The organism is Enterobacter cloacae complex sp. P47BA, assembly GCF_014930485.1.
Lineage (GTDB): Bacteria > Pseudomonadota > Gammaproteobacteria > Enterobacterales > Enterobacteriaceae > Enterobacter > Enterobacter bugandensis.
On record NZ_JADBRF010000002.1, the window covers coordinates 239,923 to 256,611 of the forward strand.

At 47.1% G+C, this 16,689-nt stretch carries 15 protein-coding genes; all 15 read right to left on the reverse strand.

What is annotated here, in order from left to right:
* Positions 1 to 19: 19 nt before the first annotated feature.
* Positions 20 to 916 carry a glycosyltransferase family 2 protein gene (locus IM299_RS04605; RefSeq protein ID WP_048957551.1) on the reverse strand — a complete coding sequence of 299 codons (897 nt, stop codon included), beginning with the start codon at positions 914 to 916 and terminating at the stop codon, positions 20 to 22.
* Positions 882 to 2,030 carry an O-antigen polymerase gene (locus IM299_RS04610; RefSeq protein WP_045629819.1) on the reverse strand — a complete coding sequence of 383 codons (1,149 nt, stop codon included), beginning with the start codon at positions 2,028 to 2,030 and terminating at the stop codon, positions 882 to 884. The genes IM299_RS04605 and IM299_RS04610 overlap by 35 nt, the downstream gene beginning before the upstream one ends.
* A gap of 1 nt (position 2,031) precedes the next feature.
* Positions 2,032 to 3,288, reverse strand: a complete 1,257-nt coding sequence (locus IM299_RS04615) for a flippase (RefSeq protein WP_048957550.1) — start codon at positions 3,286 to 3,288, stop codon at positions 2,032 to 2,034.
* Positions 3,285 to 3,839 (reverse strand): dTDP-4-dehydrorhamnose 3,5-epimerase, encoded by a 555-nt coding sequence (gene rfbC, locus IM299_RS04620; protein WP_048957549.1) that lies wholly within the window; start codon positions 3,837 to 3,839, stop codon positions 3,285 to 3,287. The genes IM299_RS04615 and rfbC overlap by 4 nt, the downstream gene beginning before the upstream one ends.
* A gap of 3 nt (positions 3,840 to 3,842) precedes the next feature.
* Positions 3,843 to 4,721 carry a glucose-1-phosphate thymidylyltransferase RfbA gene (rfbA, locus tag IM299_RS04625; protein ID WP_041909149.1) on the reverse strand — a complete coding sequence of 293 codons (879 nt, stop codon included), beginning with the start codon at positions 4,719 to 4,721 and terminating at the stop codon, positions 3,843 to 3,845.
* Positions 4,722 to 4,773: 52 nt separating this feature from the next.
* Entirely contained in the window at positions 4,774 to 5,673 is a 900-nt protein-coding gene (gene rfbD / locus IM299_RS04630) for a dTDP-4-dehydrorhamnose reductase (protein WP_041909148.1), read from the reverse strand.
* Positions 5,673 to 6,758: a dTDP-glucose 4,6-dehydratase gene (rfbB, locus tag IM299_RS04635; RefSeq protein WP_045355505.1), complete on the reverse strand. Its 1,086-nt coding sequence runs from the start codon at positions 6,756 to 6,758 to the stop codon at positions 5,673 to 5,675. The genes rfbD and rfbB overlap by 1 nt, the downstream gene beginning before the upstream one ends.
* Positions 6,759 to 6,860: 102 nt before the next feature.
* Positions 6,861 to 8,747, reverse strand: a complete 1,887-nt coding sequence (locus tag IM299_RS04640) for a nucleoside-diphosphate sugar epimerase/dehydratase (protein WP_041909144.1) — start codon at positions 8,745 to 8,747, stop codon at positions 6,861 to 6,863.
* A gap of 38 nt (positions 8,748 to 8,785) precedes the next feature.
* Positions 8,786 to 9,346, reverse strand: coding sequence for a hypothetical protein (locus tag IM299_RS04645; RefSeq protein WP_022648623.1), 561 nt, complete (start codon positions 9,344 to 9,346; stop codon positions 8,786 to 8,788).
* Positions 9,339 to 10,382 carry a glycosyltransferase family 4 protein gene (locus IM299_RS04650; protein WP_163332518.1) on the reverse strand — a complete coding sequence of 348 codons (1,044 nt, stop codon included), beginning with the start codon at positions 10,380 to 10,382 and terminating at the stop codon, positions 9,339 to 9,341. Before IM299_RS04650 ends, IM299_RS04645 begins: the two co-directional genes overlap by 8 nt.
* Entirely contained in the window at positions 10,382 to 11,326 is a 945-nt protein-coding gene (locus IM299_RS04655; RefSeq protein ID WP_045629900.1) for an NAD-dependent epimerase/dehydratase family protein, read from the reverse strand. Before IM299_RS04655 ends, IM299_RS04650 begins: the two co-directional genes overlap by 1 nt.
* A gap of 382 nt (positions 11,327 to 11,708) precedes the next feature.
* Positions 11,709 to 12,605 carry a GalU regulator GalF gene (galF, locus tag IM299_RS04660; protein WP_048957548.1) on the reverse strand — a complete coding sequence of 299 codons (897 nt, stop codon included), beginning with the start codon at positions 12,603 to 12,605 and terminating at the stop codon, positions 11,709 to 11,711.
* A 176-nt stretch (positions 12,606 to 12,781) separates the two neighbouring features.
* Positions 12,782 to 14,173, reverse strand: a complete 1,392-nt coding sequence (wcaM, locus tag IM299_RS04665) for a colanic acid biosynthesis protein WcaM (RefSeq protein WP_041909137.1) — start codon at positions 14,171 to 14,173, stop codon at positions 12,782 to 12,784.
* Between the two features lie 12 nt (positions 14,174 to 14,185).
* Entirely contained in the window at positions 14,186 to 15,406 is a 1,221-nt protein-coding gene (wcaL, locus tag IM299_RS04670) for a colanic acid biosynthesis glycosyltransferase WcaL (RefSeq protein WP_193357104.1), read from the reverse strand.
* Positions 15,403 to 16,683: a colanic acid biosynthesis pyruvyl transferase WcaK gene (gene wcaK / locus IM299_RS04675; protein WP_063942178.1), complete on the reverse strand. Its 1,281-nt coding sequence runs from the start codon at positions 16,681 to 16,683 to the stop codon at positions 15,403 to 15,405. The genes wcaL and wcaK overlap by 4 nt, the downstream gene beginning before the upstream one ends.
* Positions 16,684 to 16,689: the final 6 nt, after the last annotated feature.

The window sequence follows — 16,689 nt, forward strand, 5'->3', positions numbered from 1 at the left end:
CTTTTACCATTGCTTATACTTAACCAGCATACTTCCCGTATCTTTTCAGAATGCCATCTTTCCATCCGCGGAATATATATTTTATATATGTAAGTTTTTTATCCACACAGGCGACAAACATTAAAGTACGAATTGTAGAGAAAATGACCTCTCTAAATTTATAACCAACAGGTACATATGATAATCTCATCATATAAATAGAATTTCTTGCAAGATAATAGCGTCTTAACGGACTATGTATACTAACCTCTCTTCCCAGAAAAACCTTTCGAGCATCTCCAATTGTATGACTCATTTGGGCATTTGGTACAGCATAAAAAGAATACCCCTCTTTTGCGGCCCTCAAACACCACTCAACATCAATATAATCTATAAATAATTCATCTCGCATTAGACCCACATCTTTTAATGTTTGAACAGGTACCAACATACCGGAATTAATAAGGAAAGAAACTTTAAGTGGGTCGCTGGACTCTGGATGAATACTCCTGATACGGCATCCCTGAATCAACGAAAACGGTGTTTTTGTTCCCGTTCTTGGATCATAAAATACAGGCCCAACGGCACCAACTTTATTGCCTTTTGATTTGAGATTAAGTAAGCCTTGAGTAAGGGAAGTAATAAACTCATCAGTCGGTTCTGAATCTTGATCAAAAAAGAGCACTGCATCTGAGTCAGAATTCACGATTTTTCGAAGTAAAATATTTTGTGCTCCAGCTAATCCTATATTTTCCTCGAGAAAAATAAAATCATGCTCAGGCAAATACGTACTCATTAAAGTTTGTGCATTATCACTCGCATTATCGATTAAAAAAATTTTTAATTTAAGTTTTGAGGATTTTAAACGCTCAATAAGTCTGGCGAGTATCTGAACATCAGGATTAAACGTTACTATTAACGCTGCTATTTCTAACATTTTTCTTTCCATACATCATAAGAGAACCAACAAAGGCTAGCAAGATCCAATTCGATAACCAAGTCATGTATTGATCATCAAAAAGCTGCATTAAAATCGCGTAAAGGACTATCGGGTAAATCACATAATAAGCCCGGAGGTTTTTATACTTCCATGTATAAACACGACCGGAGAGGAAACCAAATATTGCTGGGAAAAAAATTGAAAAATAACCAAAATCAAGAAAATAAGGACGTAGATATGTATATATATTTGTTGGGAATGGAACATTTACCCAATCTTGCAAAATACTAGCAATTTTGAACGGATGAAGAAAGCTCAACCATAAATATATATTTCTAAATGAATAATATCCAAATTCTTGAGAAGAAGAGTCATTCAATTGTGAAAATGCCAACACACCACCAGAAACATAATTATATAGATAATAAAATATCAGTTCTAAAGGTGCGTCTGGATAACGTATGCTCATACCAGCAAGGAAACATAGTATAAACCCCACGCCAAAAATCATAACTTTCGACAACTTAAGTCTTTTTGGTGTCAAAATGAGTATCGTTGATAGGTATAGCAGTACTAGAACTTTAGCACCAAGCAGTAAAAGCATTGGTACTGAAAGTACAAAACTCATTAGAAATAATTTTCGATGACCAATAAGTAAAAAACATGATGAAAAAAGTGAGAGTAAAGCTAATCGACCTAAAAGGCCAAAATTAGCACCATCATCCGCAACGAGATAATCACGAAAAGCAGAAATATTCCATAGTGTGCTAATATTAAACTTAACCAGGATAACTGCGTAAAACGAAATTATGAACACAAAAGGTATAATATTTTGCCAAATACGTTGCCGTCCACCATCAATTTTACCCATAATTTTTAGTGAAGTTGTTTCTCCACCAATAATAGCTGCAAGAAAGAAAGCTAAGTTAGCAAAAAGTATGAAATAAACCTTCGGTAAATATTCTTCTTCTGAAAAAGACAATGCCAGAACGGAAGATAGAAGCCATAGTAGCGCATGCACGACTGCGGGATGAATCCACTCAAGCTTGAGATAAAAACATAGCATCAGACCACATGTATAAACTATAATCATCGAGATTATAACATCCATTTCAGCCACCTGCTTTCATACGAATTCCAACTTTCTCAACATAAAATAAGATTAAAAAATCAACAAAAGATCTTATTAAAAATGCTGCTGCAGCCCCAAAGATCGAATAGGTAGTAGTCAAATAATATAAAATCAGCAGATAAGGGAAAAACTCAACAATATGAACAATCCCCGTCCATTTTGCATGTCCTGCGGACTGTATCTTTGCAAAGCAGATCTGCGCCACTGAATTAAAGACAAAACCAACCAATAAAATCCGAAATATTTGTGCTGCATCTCCCATATATTCTTTACCTAACCATAATCCTAAAATATCGCTGGAAAAGATAAAAAAAGGAGTAGCAAGAATTATCGAAAAAAAGAACACCGACCACAACGTGCGACTATAGACTGAATGGGAGTCTTTAGATTTCGAATAACTCAATTTTGGAAATAATGCTCTAGCGACAGCACCGGGGAACAATGCTAATCTAGCGACCATATCTGATGGCCCAGAATAATGAGCTACAATACTTGCACCTGAAAAATGAGAAACGGCAAATCGGTCAACAAACCCCATGAGTGGACCAATTATATTACTTAAGGTAACCCATCCACCGAAACTCATCAGTTCTGAAAAAATATCCTTCCGAAAAATCCGTCGAAATTCTTTAAGGTGGCTTGCACACACTTTCCAACTTATCAGTGCCACAATCCATCTTCCTGCCACTAATCCACATACAGCAGAGGTTAGTGTCGGAGAATAAAGTACTGCAAAAAGAGGGAGTAAGATAATAAATGGGCTTGTTGTGACTTGCTGGATATTAAGACTTGAGAATTTCTCGACACCCTCAAGATAAGCTCTCCAAACTTGAGTAAGCAACAAAGCCGGCACACATAAAACTAACAAACGTAGCGCTAGCGTCAATTCATTGAAAAGATCTGGGGATACATTTAAAAAGTGTGCTAACGAAGGAGCAAAAAAATATGCAAGCAGAACGATAATAATACTAAGCCCGGTCACAGCATAAAGTGATGTTCCAAGAATAGCATTCACTCTTTTTTCATCGTTTCTATGTGTAGAAACAAATCGTATTACAGCTCTTGATAGACCGCCATCAAAAACACTCGCATAGCCCATAAGGGCATATGCGATAGTAAAAAGACCAAAGCGTTCCACTCCGAGTAATCGAGCTAAAATCCCCATAACGGGGATAGCCATTAACAATGGGAGCGCAAGTCCAAATATATTCCAACTGCTGTTCTTAATTAAACTCATATAATTTTACTTTTAATCAAAAAACTCATCAGTGGAGCATCTTTATCCTTTTTAGATAAAATCACATTGTCTTCTTTAGGCCAATTTATACCAATGTCTTCATCATTCCAGAGTATCGAGCCCTCGGCTTCTGGATGATAATAATCCGTTGTTTTATATAAAAATTCAGTATTATCCTCTAAAGTCAGAAAACCATGAGCGAATCCCTCAGGGATCCACAATTGACGTTTATTCTCAGCAGATAAAATAACACCAACCCATTTCCCAAAAGTCGGAGAATTCTTACGAATATCGACTGCGACATCAAAGACAGCTCCTGCGACACAGCGGACCAATTTTCCTTGTGCGTAGGGTTCTTTCTGGTAATGCAAACCACGAAGCACACCTTTAGATGATTTTGAGTGGTTATCTTGAACAAAATCTATTTGTTGCCCTACCGCATCTTCAAACTTTTTTTGATTGAAACTCTCCATGAAAAAACCACGCTCATCACCAAATACTGTGGGTTCAAAGATTAATACCTCTGGGATTTCTGTTTTAATAAAATTCATCAGTTAATAACCTTTAATCATTTTCAGTAAATATTGTCCGTATTGGTTTTTTGACAACGGAGCAGCGAGTTTTTTAACCTGCTCATCATCAATAAATCCTTTGCGGTAAGCAATTTCTTCAGGACAAGCAACTTTCAGCCCCTGGCGCTCTTCAATAGTTGCAATGAAGTTACTCGCTTCAATCAGGCTCTGGTGAGTCCCTGTATCAAGCCAGGCAAAGCCACGGCCCATCATAGCCACGGAAAGCTTTCCTTGCTCCATGTAAATACGGTTAATATCCGTGATTTCCAGTTCACCACGTGCTGACGGTTTTAAATTCTTCGCCATCTCAACGACACTGTTATCGTAGAAATAGAGTCCCGTCACTGCATAATTACTCTTCGGTTCCAGCGGTTTTTCTTCGAGGCTGATGGCGGTACCATTTTTATCAAACTCGACAACACCGTAACGCTCAGGATCGTTCACGTGATAGGCAAAAACCGTTGCACCATTTTCTTTATTAACCGCTGCATCCATCAATTTAGGAAGGTCGTGACCATAGAAAATGTTATCCCCCAACACCAGGGCGCAATCATCGTTACCAATGAATTCTTCGCCAATAATGAAAGCCTGCGCCAGACCATCCGGGCTTGGCTGGACTTTATATTGCAGATTCAGCCCCCACTGGCTTCCATCACCCAGAAGCTGTTCAAAACGCGGTGTATCCTGCGGAGTACTAATAATTAAAATATCTCGAATACCAGCCAGCATCAGCGTTGAAAGCGGATAGTAAATCATCGGCTTATCATAAATAGGCAATAATTGTTTACTAACAGCCATTGTTACTGGATACAGACGAGTACCAGAGCCACCCGCCAGAATAATACCTTTACGCGTTTTCATTTCATCATCTCTATAGTCATAAGATGCCCACTCCCAGGCATCCCGATCATTATTAAATCGCTGTCGCTGTAAACCACTCAGTCAGCATACGCTTAACCCCCGCGTCCCACTGAGGCAGTACGAGGTTGAAATTCTGCTGGAACTTTAACGTATTGAGGCGCGAGTTTGCCGGACGTTTTGCAGGCGTTGGGTACGCACTGGTCGGCACGCCATGAAGCTGCTGTAATGCCAGTTCAATTCCGGCTTTGCGCGCTTCATCAAATACCAGAGAGGCATAGTCGTACCAGGTTGTTGTACCACTGGCAACCAGATGATAAGTTCCCGCCACTTCAGGTTTATTCAGGGCAACCCGAATAGCATGAGCCGTACAGTCTGCTAATAATTCAGCACCCGTAGGGGCCCCGAATTGGTCGTTAATAACAGACAGCTCAGAGCGCTCTTTTGCCAGTCGCAGCATGGTACGCGCAAAATTATTCCCTTTACCGGCATAAACCCAGCTAGTCCGGAAGATCAAATGGCGTGAGCAATTTTCACTTAAGGCTTTTTCACCAGCAAGTTTGGTCTCGCCATACACATTAAGCGGCGCTGTGGCGTCCGTCTCAAGCCACGGCGTATCGCCATTACCCGGGAATACGTAATCAGTAGAGTAGTGAACAACCCAGGCCCCCAATTTTTGGGCCTCTTTGGCAATCGCCTCGACACTCGTGGCATTCAGCAGCTGAGCAAATTCAGGTTCTGACTCGGCCTTATCGACGGCGGTATGCGCAGCCGCGTTGACGATGACATCAGGCTTAATGCGGCGCACCGTTTCTGCAATGCCTTCAGGGTTGCTGAAATCACCGCAATACTCCTGCGAATGGACGTCAACCGCAATCAAATTGCCCAGCGGTGCCAGAGCACGCTGTAGCTCCCAACCCACCTGACCGGTTTTACCGAACAGAAGAATATTCATCAGGCGCGATCTCCATAGTTTTCTTCAATCCAGGACTTGTAGCTGCCGCTTTTCACGTTCTCTACCCATTTTGTGTTCGCCAGGTACCATTCTACGGTTTTACGAATGCCACTTTCGAAAGTTTCCTGAGGCTTCCAGCCCAACTCCTGACCAATTTTCTCTGCATCAATCGCGTAGCGGCGATCGTGACCCGGGCGGTCAGCCACATACGTTATCTGGTCACGATAGGAACCTTCCTTCGGCACGATTTCATCCAGCAATGAGCAGATGGTATTTACCACATCAAGATTCTGCTTCTCATTGTGGCCGCCGATGTTATAGGTTTCGCCAATCTTGCCCTGGGTTACCACGGTGTATAACGCACGGGCGTGATCTTCTACGTACAGCCAGTCGCGGATTTGGTCTCCTTTACCGTAAACAGGCAGGGCTTTACCCTCCAACGCATTGAGAATGACCAGCGGGATAAGTTTTTCCGGGAAGTGATATGGACCGTAATTGTTAGAACAGTTAGTCACAATGGTAGGGAAACCATAGGTACGCAGCCAGGCACGGACCAAATGATCGCTGGATGCTTTAGAAGCAGAATAGGGACTGCTTGGGGCATAGGCCGTTTTTTCAGTAAACAGCGGCAGTTCAGCTCCCTTGGCCATTTCATCCGGATGCGGAAGATCGCCATAGACTTCATCTGTTGAGATATGGTGGAAACGGAAAGACGCTTTTTTATCAGCATCTAACGCTGACCAGTATTGGCGGCTTGCTTCCAGCAGTACATAGGTACCAACAATGTTAGTCTCAATAAAGGCTGCCGGGCCGGTGATCGAGCGATCAACGTGGCTTTCGGCCGCCAGGTGCATCACCGCATCCGGCTGGTGCTCTGCAAAAATACGCGCCATGGCATTGCTGTCGCAGATATCGGCATGTTCAAAATGATAGCGTTCGCTGTGCGAAACTTCGGCCAGCGATTCAAGATTCCCAGCATAAGTCAGTTTATCGACGTTAATAACAGAATCTTGCGTATCATTAATAATGTGTCGTACCACCGCAGACCCAATAAAGCCTGCTCCACCAGTGACCAGAATTTTCACGTTTATTTCGCTCTTAATGTTATCAGAAACAATTAATTAGTTGCTGTCGCCCAGGTAACTATTGATAAGCTTCCAGGGCGGAGAAACTGACAATCTGCTATTTTAACTTACCTTTACATTCCAAAGTAAATCGCAGATACCGTCGGTTGGATTAAATGCTGCAGGTGCCTGTAAAAGTATCTCTCGCACGCGCTCGTAGTCGAACTGACAGCAGGCGTTGTCGAGGTCACGGAGAATAATGCTCATCTCACTCCACGGCAACATCACCTCGTTAGCAGTCCTGATACGCGGGTGCTGCGTAACGGATACATTGTCACCGATAAGCAACTCTTCATACAGTTTCTCACCAGGCCGCAGACCCGTTGTTTTTATCGCGATATCACCATAAGGGTTTTTATCATCGCGAACGGTAAGCCCTTGCAACGTAATCATGCGGTGCGCAAGGTCGATGATCTTGACGGGTTCCCCCATATCCAGAACAAAAACATCGCCGCCCGTGCCCATGGCTCCCGCCTGGATAACCAATTGAGCCGCTTCAGGAATAGTCATAAAGTAACGCGTGATATCTTCGTGAGTCAGCGTCACCGGTCCACCTGCAGCAATCTGTTTTTCAAATAACGGCACAACTGAGCCTGATGAGCCTAACACGTTGCCGAAACGAACCATACTGAAGCAGGTTTTACTGGATTCCTTCGCCAGCGCTTGCAGCACCAGCTCCGCCATGCGCTTGGTCGCCCCCATGGTGTTGGTAGGGCGAACGGCTTTATCAGTCGAAATCAAGACAAAGTTTTCAACACCGCAACTTGCCGCGGCCTGAGCGCAACTCAACGTACCAAAGATATTATTGCGCACGCCATCAAGTACGTTGAACTCGACAAGCGGTACATGCTTGTACGCCGCAGCATGATAAATTGTGTCGACGTTGAATGCTCTGATTAACCTTTCGAGATGCTCTTTATCCTGAACGTTTCCGAGGATTGGATAGATTTTAACTTTAAAATCCTGACCCAGATTCAGGTTACGCAGTTCGGAATCAATGGAATAGAGGGAGAATTCGGACAGTTCGAACAGAATAAGCTGGTTTGGCTTATTTTTAATTATCTGTCGGCATAGTTCAGACCCTATAGACCCCCCTGCCCCGGTAACCATCACTGTTTTCCCGTTGATATTACGGGATATCAGTTCCGGAATGGGTGAGACAGGATCGCGGCCCAGCAGGTCTGTAATAACGACTTTCCGCAAGGAATCAATACTTGCCTTCCCCTCCACCAGATCGACCATTCCCGGGATCGAGAGCACTTCGCACGGCAGACCTTCCAGGGTTTTAATGACTTCGTTTTTTCTGGCCCGGCTTGCGCTTGGCATGGCCAGCAGAATTTTCTTCGCTTCGTATTTCTCAACCAGCCAGGGCAGTTTTTCTGGTGCGAAGACGCTTACTCCGTGAATCACCTGACCTTGCAGGGCGCGATTATCGTCGACAAAAGCAACGGGGTAATATTCGTCCATCTGGCTCAGCGCAGGCAGTAATTGACGACCCGATGCACCTGCACCATAAATAACTACCCGAGTGCCCAGATTCAACCCACGATTCACCAACATCCTCATTCCAAGCCGTGATCCGGCAATAAGCAGCAGACCGAATGAGAAATAGATAAAAGGAATTGTTCTCGGCAAATAGAGGTTGGTATAGAACGCTGCGATAATAAGCAAAATGGACGATATGACCATCCCCATCGTTACTACTAATAATATCTTGGCAGTAATGTAACGGATTACGGCCCGATACAGCCCTAATTTAACAAATATTGCCAGAGTAACTAAAATTATTGAGAAAATAAAAAGCCAATGCTCCGTACTATATATCGGAGTCATTGAATCAATACGCACCCAAAATGCAAACCAAAAAGCGGATAAGAGCAGTATAACATCTATGAAGAGAGTAATAATTCGCTTAATTGGTCTGGGTAAAGATATTAAATAATTTAGCATACTAAAAACTGGTCGCCTCACTAAAGCTTGCATTCAGTTTATAAAATAGTACCAGCAGGACACACTGAGTAATCGTCTACTTTAGTATTATAACCGCCCACTGTCCCCGCCTGGAGAAACGCTGCTTTCCCAATCACAGCGCTGCCCGCAAGATGGACACCAACACCTAAATGAGCGAAATCACCAAGAATGGCATCGTGATCTATTGTCGAGTGGCTATTCACAATCGTCGCCAAACCTAATTTTGCGTTGGCACCCACTACAGCTCCCGCTAACACAACAGTTCCCTCAGCAAGGGTCGCCGATGGACTGACAAATGCAAAGGGATGTATAAGCGTTACAGGATGAATACCTAAGCCGAGCAGTTGCTGATAGAGCTGCTCTCTGACTTTATTGTTTCCGATGCCAATAGCGACATGACTGACCTTACCAATATGTAACTGTAGTTCGGAAATTTTTCCAATAATCAGCTGATTAATTTCCTGGCAGGCAGAGGTATTATCGTCGAGGAAAACGATATCCTTATATCCCAGCAGTCTCGCTGTCTCGTACAGCGTACGGCCATGACCACCCGCGCCCAAAATCAATAAGTCATGCATTGACGTTGCTCTCTTTGTCTTTAACTCCTGCACCATATTTCAGTGCAACAACGAGAAGCGGGAACCAGGCGATGAGCAGCCCCACAACACCATCAATTTTGCCTGAGGCAATAAAAAAGGCGAAGGGGAAAAGCCACAGCAGATTGACGGCAATTGCCAATGATGTCACCGGAACGTGGCTGCCATATTTTCTTGCTAGGATTTGGTAGCCATGGCTGGCATGTGCTTCATAGACCTTTTTACCTGCTACGAGCCTCCTCAATAGCGTTGTCGTGGCATCGACGATAAATATGCCCAGCAAGCATAATTCTGCAATAAAGAAGTGCGAGTCAACTTTCGCAATATGCAGGATCATCAGTCCGATTGTTATACCAAGAAAACCACTTCCGGCATCGCCCATGAAGATTTTCGCGACCGGGAAGTTCCAGACAAGAAAGCCAGCTCCGGCACCAATAAGGGCAAGCGTGAGAGGATAAAGAGAGCCTGGCGCGTCTGTATACGGGTTGATAGCCATCAATACCGCACTACATGCAGCAAAGGTGATGGCCTCCGAGCTAGCTAAGCCATTAATCCCATCCATAAAATTATATAAGTTAAGCATCCAGACCAGATAAACGCAGCCCAGAATCATACCAACCCAGGATAAGGAAACGTCATAACCAAACAGCGTAATGACAGGGAAAGAACCTAAGAAATAGATGCCGATTGCTGCCGCAAGGAAATGCATCAACAGACGCCAGCGTGCCGCGATATGGCCGTGATCGTCAAGGAAACCGATGATGGCAACAATCAATCCTGGAATAAATAAACCCAGGAAGCTATCCAGCGTCAGCGCGCGGCTGAAATAAAACCAGACTAACGCCGCCAGGAGCGTCAGAACGATAGCCACTCCGCCCCCTCGTGGGGTTGGTACCGAATGCGAACTTCGCTGGTTTGGACGGTCAATAACGTTATGCTTAATGGCATAACCACGTAGCCCCCAGGTCAGCGCGCATGATACTAAAAAAGCGAATATCACAATCCCAAAACTCATCATTATTTATTACCTTCGATATAATATTTCGCCGTTTTTTTCATCGTTTCAAAAAGGGTTATCGGGGGCGTCCAGTTTAAATGTTTCCGGGATTTAGAGGCATCGACTTCCAGATCGCCAAACAGCTGATCGTAAATACCTCGTTTACCAACTGAAGAAAGCAATAACCTGAAGATACCCGTTGGAAATGAGACCAGTTTCGCTTTAATGCCCATTCCTGAGGCAAAGGCATTAATCATATCTTCGGTTGAAGGACGTTCTGCATCGGCGAGTAAATAGAGTTGATTTTTGGATTTCTCATTTACCACGCATTCGCTGATGAAACTGACGACATTATCCAGAGACACCAGCGCTCGCTTGTTCCTGACATTTTTAAATGGCAACGGTAGGTTTTTAGAAACCAGTTTTAAAAGGCGCTGTATATTACCCGGTGCATTTTCACCACAAATCAATGCCGGGCGAACAATGGTGATCGCCATATCGCTTTCTGCAAATTGATTAAGCAGACTCTGCTCGGCTTCTCGCTTGGAAATGGCGTAATCAGAGGAGGGTTGTGGCTCCGAGGCCTCAGTAAATGGGATCCCTGAGGTGACATTACCGTTAACGCCGATTGAGCTTACAAAGATAAAATGTTTAACTCCGCTGGTCGCAGCATCGCTCGCTAATTTCATCGTTGCGTCGTGATTGACACGGCGAAATTCCGCTAAAGCGTCCTGAGCATCATCATTAAGGATATGCGCCCTTCCTGCGGTATGAATGACAGTGTCGCATCCTTGCAGGAGATTTAACCAGTTGGTATTGGCTGAGATATCACCCAGGTTGTAAATGCCCTGTTCAGGGTTCTCCTGCTTGCGCGTTGTTAATATCACCTCGTGTCCTGATGACTTCAACGCCTGGACTAAAGCAGTTCCAAGAAACCCGGTCCCGCCCGTCACCATTACTTTCATTGACATCCCCTATCGGCTCAATCTGATATTTACGCCCGCACGTAGTGCAGATTTGCGTGAGACTGTCTCGTTCACAACTGTTCGTTTAAAATTCAATTGTAAATGCCAGGCACGCTACCGCCCCTGGCTTAACAGCTACCAGTGCACTGAGCGATGTTTGATTAAATGATTTTGCTTGTCTGGTTACAGACAAAAACTGGCGTTAATTGTCGTCCTAAACGACCGCAGAAACAAGCACAAATCGCTACAAAGCTGCTGAGATTTGAATCAGATAACCCTATGTAATCATTAAAATTAATAACAAAAAACGGCAGTTATCATTTTGGTTATGTCTCAACACCAAAAATGATAACTGCCGTTTGTTCTGGACGCGGAAGGAATATCAGTCGTTAGCCAACAGCTTCTCAATCCGGTTTCTGAACTTCGCCCCTTCCTTCAGGTTGCGCAGCCCATAGTTTACAAACGCCTGCATGTATCCCAGCTTCTTACCGCAGTCGTAGCTGTCACCTGTCATCAGCATCGCGTCAACGGACTGTTTTTTCGCCAGTGCTGCAATTGCATCGGTCAACTGGATACGATCCCAGGCGCCTGGCTCAGTTTTTTCCAGCTCCGCCCAGATATCGGCATTCAGAACATAACGGCCAACCGCCATCAGATCCGAATCCAGCGTCTGCGGCTGATCGGGTTTTTCGATGAACTCAACGATGCGGCTCACCTGCCCTTCCGTCTCCAGCGCTTCTTTTGTCTGGATAACGGAGTACTCGGAGAGATCGCCCTTCATGCGTTTCGCCAGCACCTGACTACGGCCGGTTTCATTGAAACGCGCCACCATTGCCGCCAGGTTGTAACGCAGCGGATCGGCTGAAGCGGTATCGATAATAATGTCCGGAAGAACAACGATAAACGGATTGTCACCCACAACCGGACGGGCACACAGAATCGAGTGACCCAGACCCAGCGGCTGCGCCTGACGCACGTTCATAATGGTTACGCCTGGCGGACAGATAGACTGCACTTCTGCCAGTAGCTGGCGTTTGACGCGCTGCTCCAGCAGCGCTTCGAGTTCGTAAGAGGTGTCGAAGTGGTTCTCAACCGCATTCTTGGACGAATGGGTAACCAGGACGATTTCTTTGATCCCTGCAGCAACAATCTCGTCGACGATATATTGAATCATCGGTTTGTCGACGATCGGCAGCATCTCTTTAGGAATGGCTTTAGTGGCTGGCAGCATATGCATGCCCAGGCCTGCTACCGGAATGACTGCTTTCAAATTAATCATTATTTCTTCCACCTTAAAATGGTTGACGAATTATAGCTCTTAAACCTGTTTTCGCCAGCATGATTTGCCGTAATCCTCTGACAATGTTACGCCTTAGCCCCACAAATTTCTGTAGTTGTAATCTGAATAGATCACACTTCTGTGCCAGGAATAGTCTCAAAAAAGAAAGTTGTCGATTATCTGTGCGGAAGCGCAAAATTCAGCCTTTCCACATTCACTACCTGCTGATCCACCCGGTCAATATCCACCGAACTCTGCCCCTTCTCATTCACCGCTTTAATGTTCGCCAGCGACAGCAAGGTTTCGTCTTTGGCCATAAATTTACCCCGCACATCTTTACGCAGGTCGAAGTTGATCTTCAGCGCGGGGCCAATAGCTGCCTCCTGCATCACGTTGATATTACGTAAGAAAAGATGCTGCGGCTTATTGTGCAGCTCAAGCGTCGCCCGCTTCATCTCCACGTTGGTGATCGCTACAAAGGAGGTCGCATTACCGGATGAAATTTGAATTCCGCGCAGCTTATACGCAAGCTGGCGATTATCCAGGTGGATATTGTTAAGCTTGAAGTTCTGCGGGATGGACAAATAATCGCCTTTAATTACGCCATAGCCGATTAACATTCCGGCACTGTTGACCATGTCGACATTATCAATAATGAAATTATCACAGCCATAAATGGCGACCGTCGCATTGTCTATACCCGCCTTTTTACTGAAATCGGGGGTAATATTTTTGGCCTTTATATTGCGGATAACAAAGTGTTTCCCGTTCTCAACGTGCACCAGCTGGCGACAGTTGCTGCCGGTGATATTTGCCACCACGAAGTTCTTCACGGTTTGCTTTTCCGGGTAGTCGTTATCGTAGGTGCTGCCGGCGAGGCCGATGCCGATGCCCCAGTTGATCTTGCCGTTGGTGCAGTTGATGTTATCGATCACATGATCGGAGATCAGAATATTGCGGTCATTGATGGCAACGTTCCACTCGATCGCATCGCCCTGCAGATGGCTGAATTTGCTGTTGGTGATCCGGGCGCCATCAACCTGATTGTGAAAGCCCTGGCGCAGGATGGCGTAGTTAGCCTGGCTCACGCTGATGTTATCAATCACCAGATTGCGCATCACGCGAGGTTTCTTGCCGCCAATGTAAATCTGCGTCACCGGCCCAAATCCGCTCATTGCCAGCCCTTTGATCGCGCAGTCCGAGCCGCGAACATCGAGCGTGATGTTCTCCGTGCGCCCGCTGCCTTCACCGATCACTTTGCAGCCTTCCTGCAGCACAAAACGCCCACGTCCGTTGCCGGTCAACGCTCCGCGGATCAGCAGCGTTTTACCGTCGGGAATGAAAATGCCCGTATTGATGTTTTCGCAGGTAAGTCCGGCCGGGACAACGACGGTGTCACCGTCCTTAAACGCCTGCTTAAAAGCGGCGATCCAGTCGTTGTTATTGTACTGATTAATGGAGACCGTCTTTCCGCTTGCCGCCCGCGCCATGCGGGACGACAGCAGCGGCGAGGCCGCCAGAACAGACAGAGAAGAGACAAAGGTGCGTCGGGTAATCTTTTTCAGCATACAACCTCGGCGTTACAGCGTTTGCAGCAGGCTCGCTAACTGGCGATTGATTACCTGCTGGTTAAAATCGGTTTCAACTTTTTGTCGGGCATTCTGGAGCACAGGCTCCAGCGCCTGCTGGTCGATGTCGCTGAAGGCAGCCAATCGATCCGCAAGAGCCATCGCGTTATTCTCCGGCACCAGCCAGCCGGAATGATCAGATTTGATCAGCTCCGGGATCCCGCTGTGCAGCGTCGATACCACCGGGATCCCAACGGCCATCGCCTCCATCAGCGCCACCGGAATGCCTTCCATATCGCCATCGGCGCCCGTTACCGAAGGCAGCAGGAACACGTCAGCCTCATCGAGCATGGCTTTAACCTCATGGCTCGGCTTGAAGCCCGGCATCTCCACGACATCGTCCAGCTGATACTGTTCGATAAGCGTGCGCAGACGACGTTCCCACGGGCCAATGCCGAGAATGCGATAGTGGAACGCCACCCCGCGTGCCTTCAGCTGTCGGCAGGCTTCGATGGCCACGTGCAGACCTTTCTTCTCGGTCAGACGGGCTACGGAGATGATCTGCAGCGGTTTTCCCGGCACCTTAACCGGGCGGCGAGTGAAGCGCGTTAAATCCACGCCCATACGCGACACGGCAATTTTCTCCGCCGGACAGCCCATGCTTTTCAGTCGTCCGGCCCACAGGTCGCTGATGGGCAGCATCATGTCGCCGCGGCGGAAAAGCTCCTGATACTCCGGCGTGTAGTGGTTCAGCACCTCGCGGCTGGAAATATCGATACCGTGGAAGATGGTCGCAATTTTGCCATCAATTACGCCAAGCTCACGCAGTTTCGCGGCGGTGACCCCCGCCGGGCCAAAGTGGGCGATAAACACGTCGGCACGATACGGCTGCGCCGTTTGCCCGCAGATGGCCGACAGAATTAAATTGCGAGATTCCGATCCATAGCGGGAAACGTTCAGCGCGCGCCACGTCGACGCGCGGTGGATCCCGCGTAACGTCTGGCTGGCCCGGTAGCGCAGCTTGCTCAGCTTCCCGGCCGGTTCGTCCTGCAGCCAGCGGGTCTTGGCCTCCAGCCCATACTGGGTATACGCCGCATGGGTATTTTTGGTGTCGCCCTTTTGCAGGGCGACGATCTCGACGTCATATCCCATATCGATAAACGCGGTAATTTGGTTCAGTACAAAGGTCTCAGACGACAGCGGAAATTTCAGTAAGAAGAAACCAACCTTCATTTCCCCTCCCGCACGCGGTCAAGTACCGACTTCACCATGTCAATGCCCTTCTCGCGCTCGGCTTTCACCGCCACCGCCAGGCGTTCATTGATCGCGGGCAGTTGACCCAGGGTGTCCCCCACCATTGCACCGAGCGATCCGTCCAGCAGATGACGAATATCCACGGCCATTTCCGGCATGCCAAGCTGCTGCATAATCCCGGCGGACTTGTGCTCATAGTTAATGGCGATGGCCGGCGTGCCAAAGTTCATGGAGATAATCGCCGAGTGCAGACGGGTGCCCACGGTCAGGTCGCAGGCTGCGAGCAGTTTGCCCATCTCCAGGTCGTTCAGCTCGTCCATCACCACGTGGTAGCGGGACGGGTCGTTCACCAGGTTGCGCAGGTTCAGCGCCACCATGCGGTCATCTTTGTTGTAGCTGTCGATGCCGGTACAGGTTGAGAGCGCCAGCACCTGATAACCGCTGTCCAGCACGCGATTCACCACGTCGGCGAACGCTTTCTCATAGGCTGCCTGGGTGGTGCCAAGACGCTTATCGAACGGGGCGAGTTCACGCAGGGTAATCGCAACGGTTTTCTGTTTCGCCGTCACGTCGAGCCAGTGCTGCACCGCGTAACTCGGCTGGAAGTTATCGTCCTGGTGATCCACCAGCCAGGCGGTATCCACGCCGTGTTCTACTTTAGAGGTGTCAATTTCGCTACGCTTCATCATGTCGAGGCTGACCGATTCGCGCAGGATCAGCGCGTCGCAGTGGCCAAACACATAATTCGCGAGCTGGTTAAACTGCGGATCCTGGAACGGCCCGACGCTGTGGCCGATCATAAACAGCGGCTTTTTCGCCATGAACGTGCACAGCGCATGCTCAAACTGCGGCACGCCGTAGAGATCGACGAAGAACGAGCCGCCGACCTGAATAATGGCGTCATAGCCGGAAAGCAGACGCACGAAGTCCGTAAAGCCCTGCGCGATCGCGATGTTGCGCAGCCTGCCGGTGTCGGTGACGCGGGAAAGCAGCACCTGATGCTGGTAGCGACGGCGCAGCACTTTCTTCACGCGCCCCATCACGCCCGCGGCGTTGTTGTGCTGTTTCATCTGGCTGTAGAGCGGGTCGCCCATCACCGGGCGGTTCAGTAACCAGGATGAGCTGACCGGATAACGGCTCATCACGTCCACTTCAGTCTCAGGCTTAAGGGTGTTAATTGCATCCAGTAAACCACGCAGGATGGCGCTGTCGCCACGGTTGCCGCAGGTATGGTTGCCAAGAATTAATAATTTCATAATGGC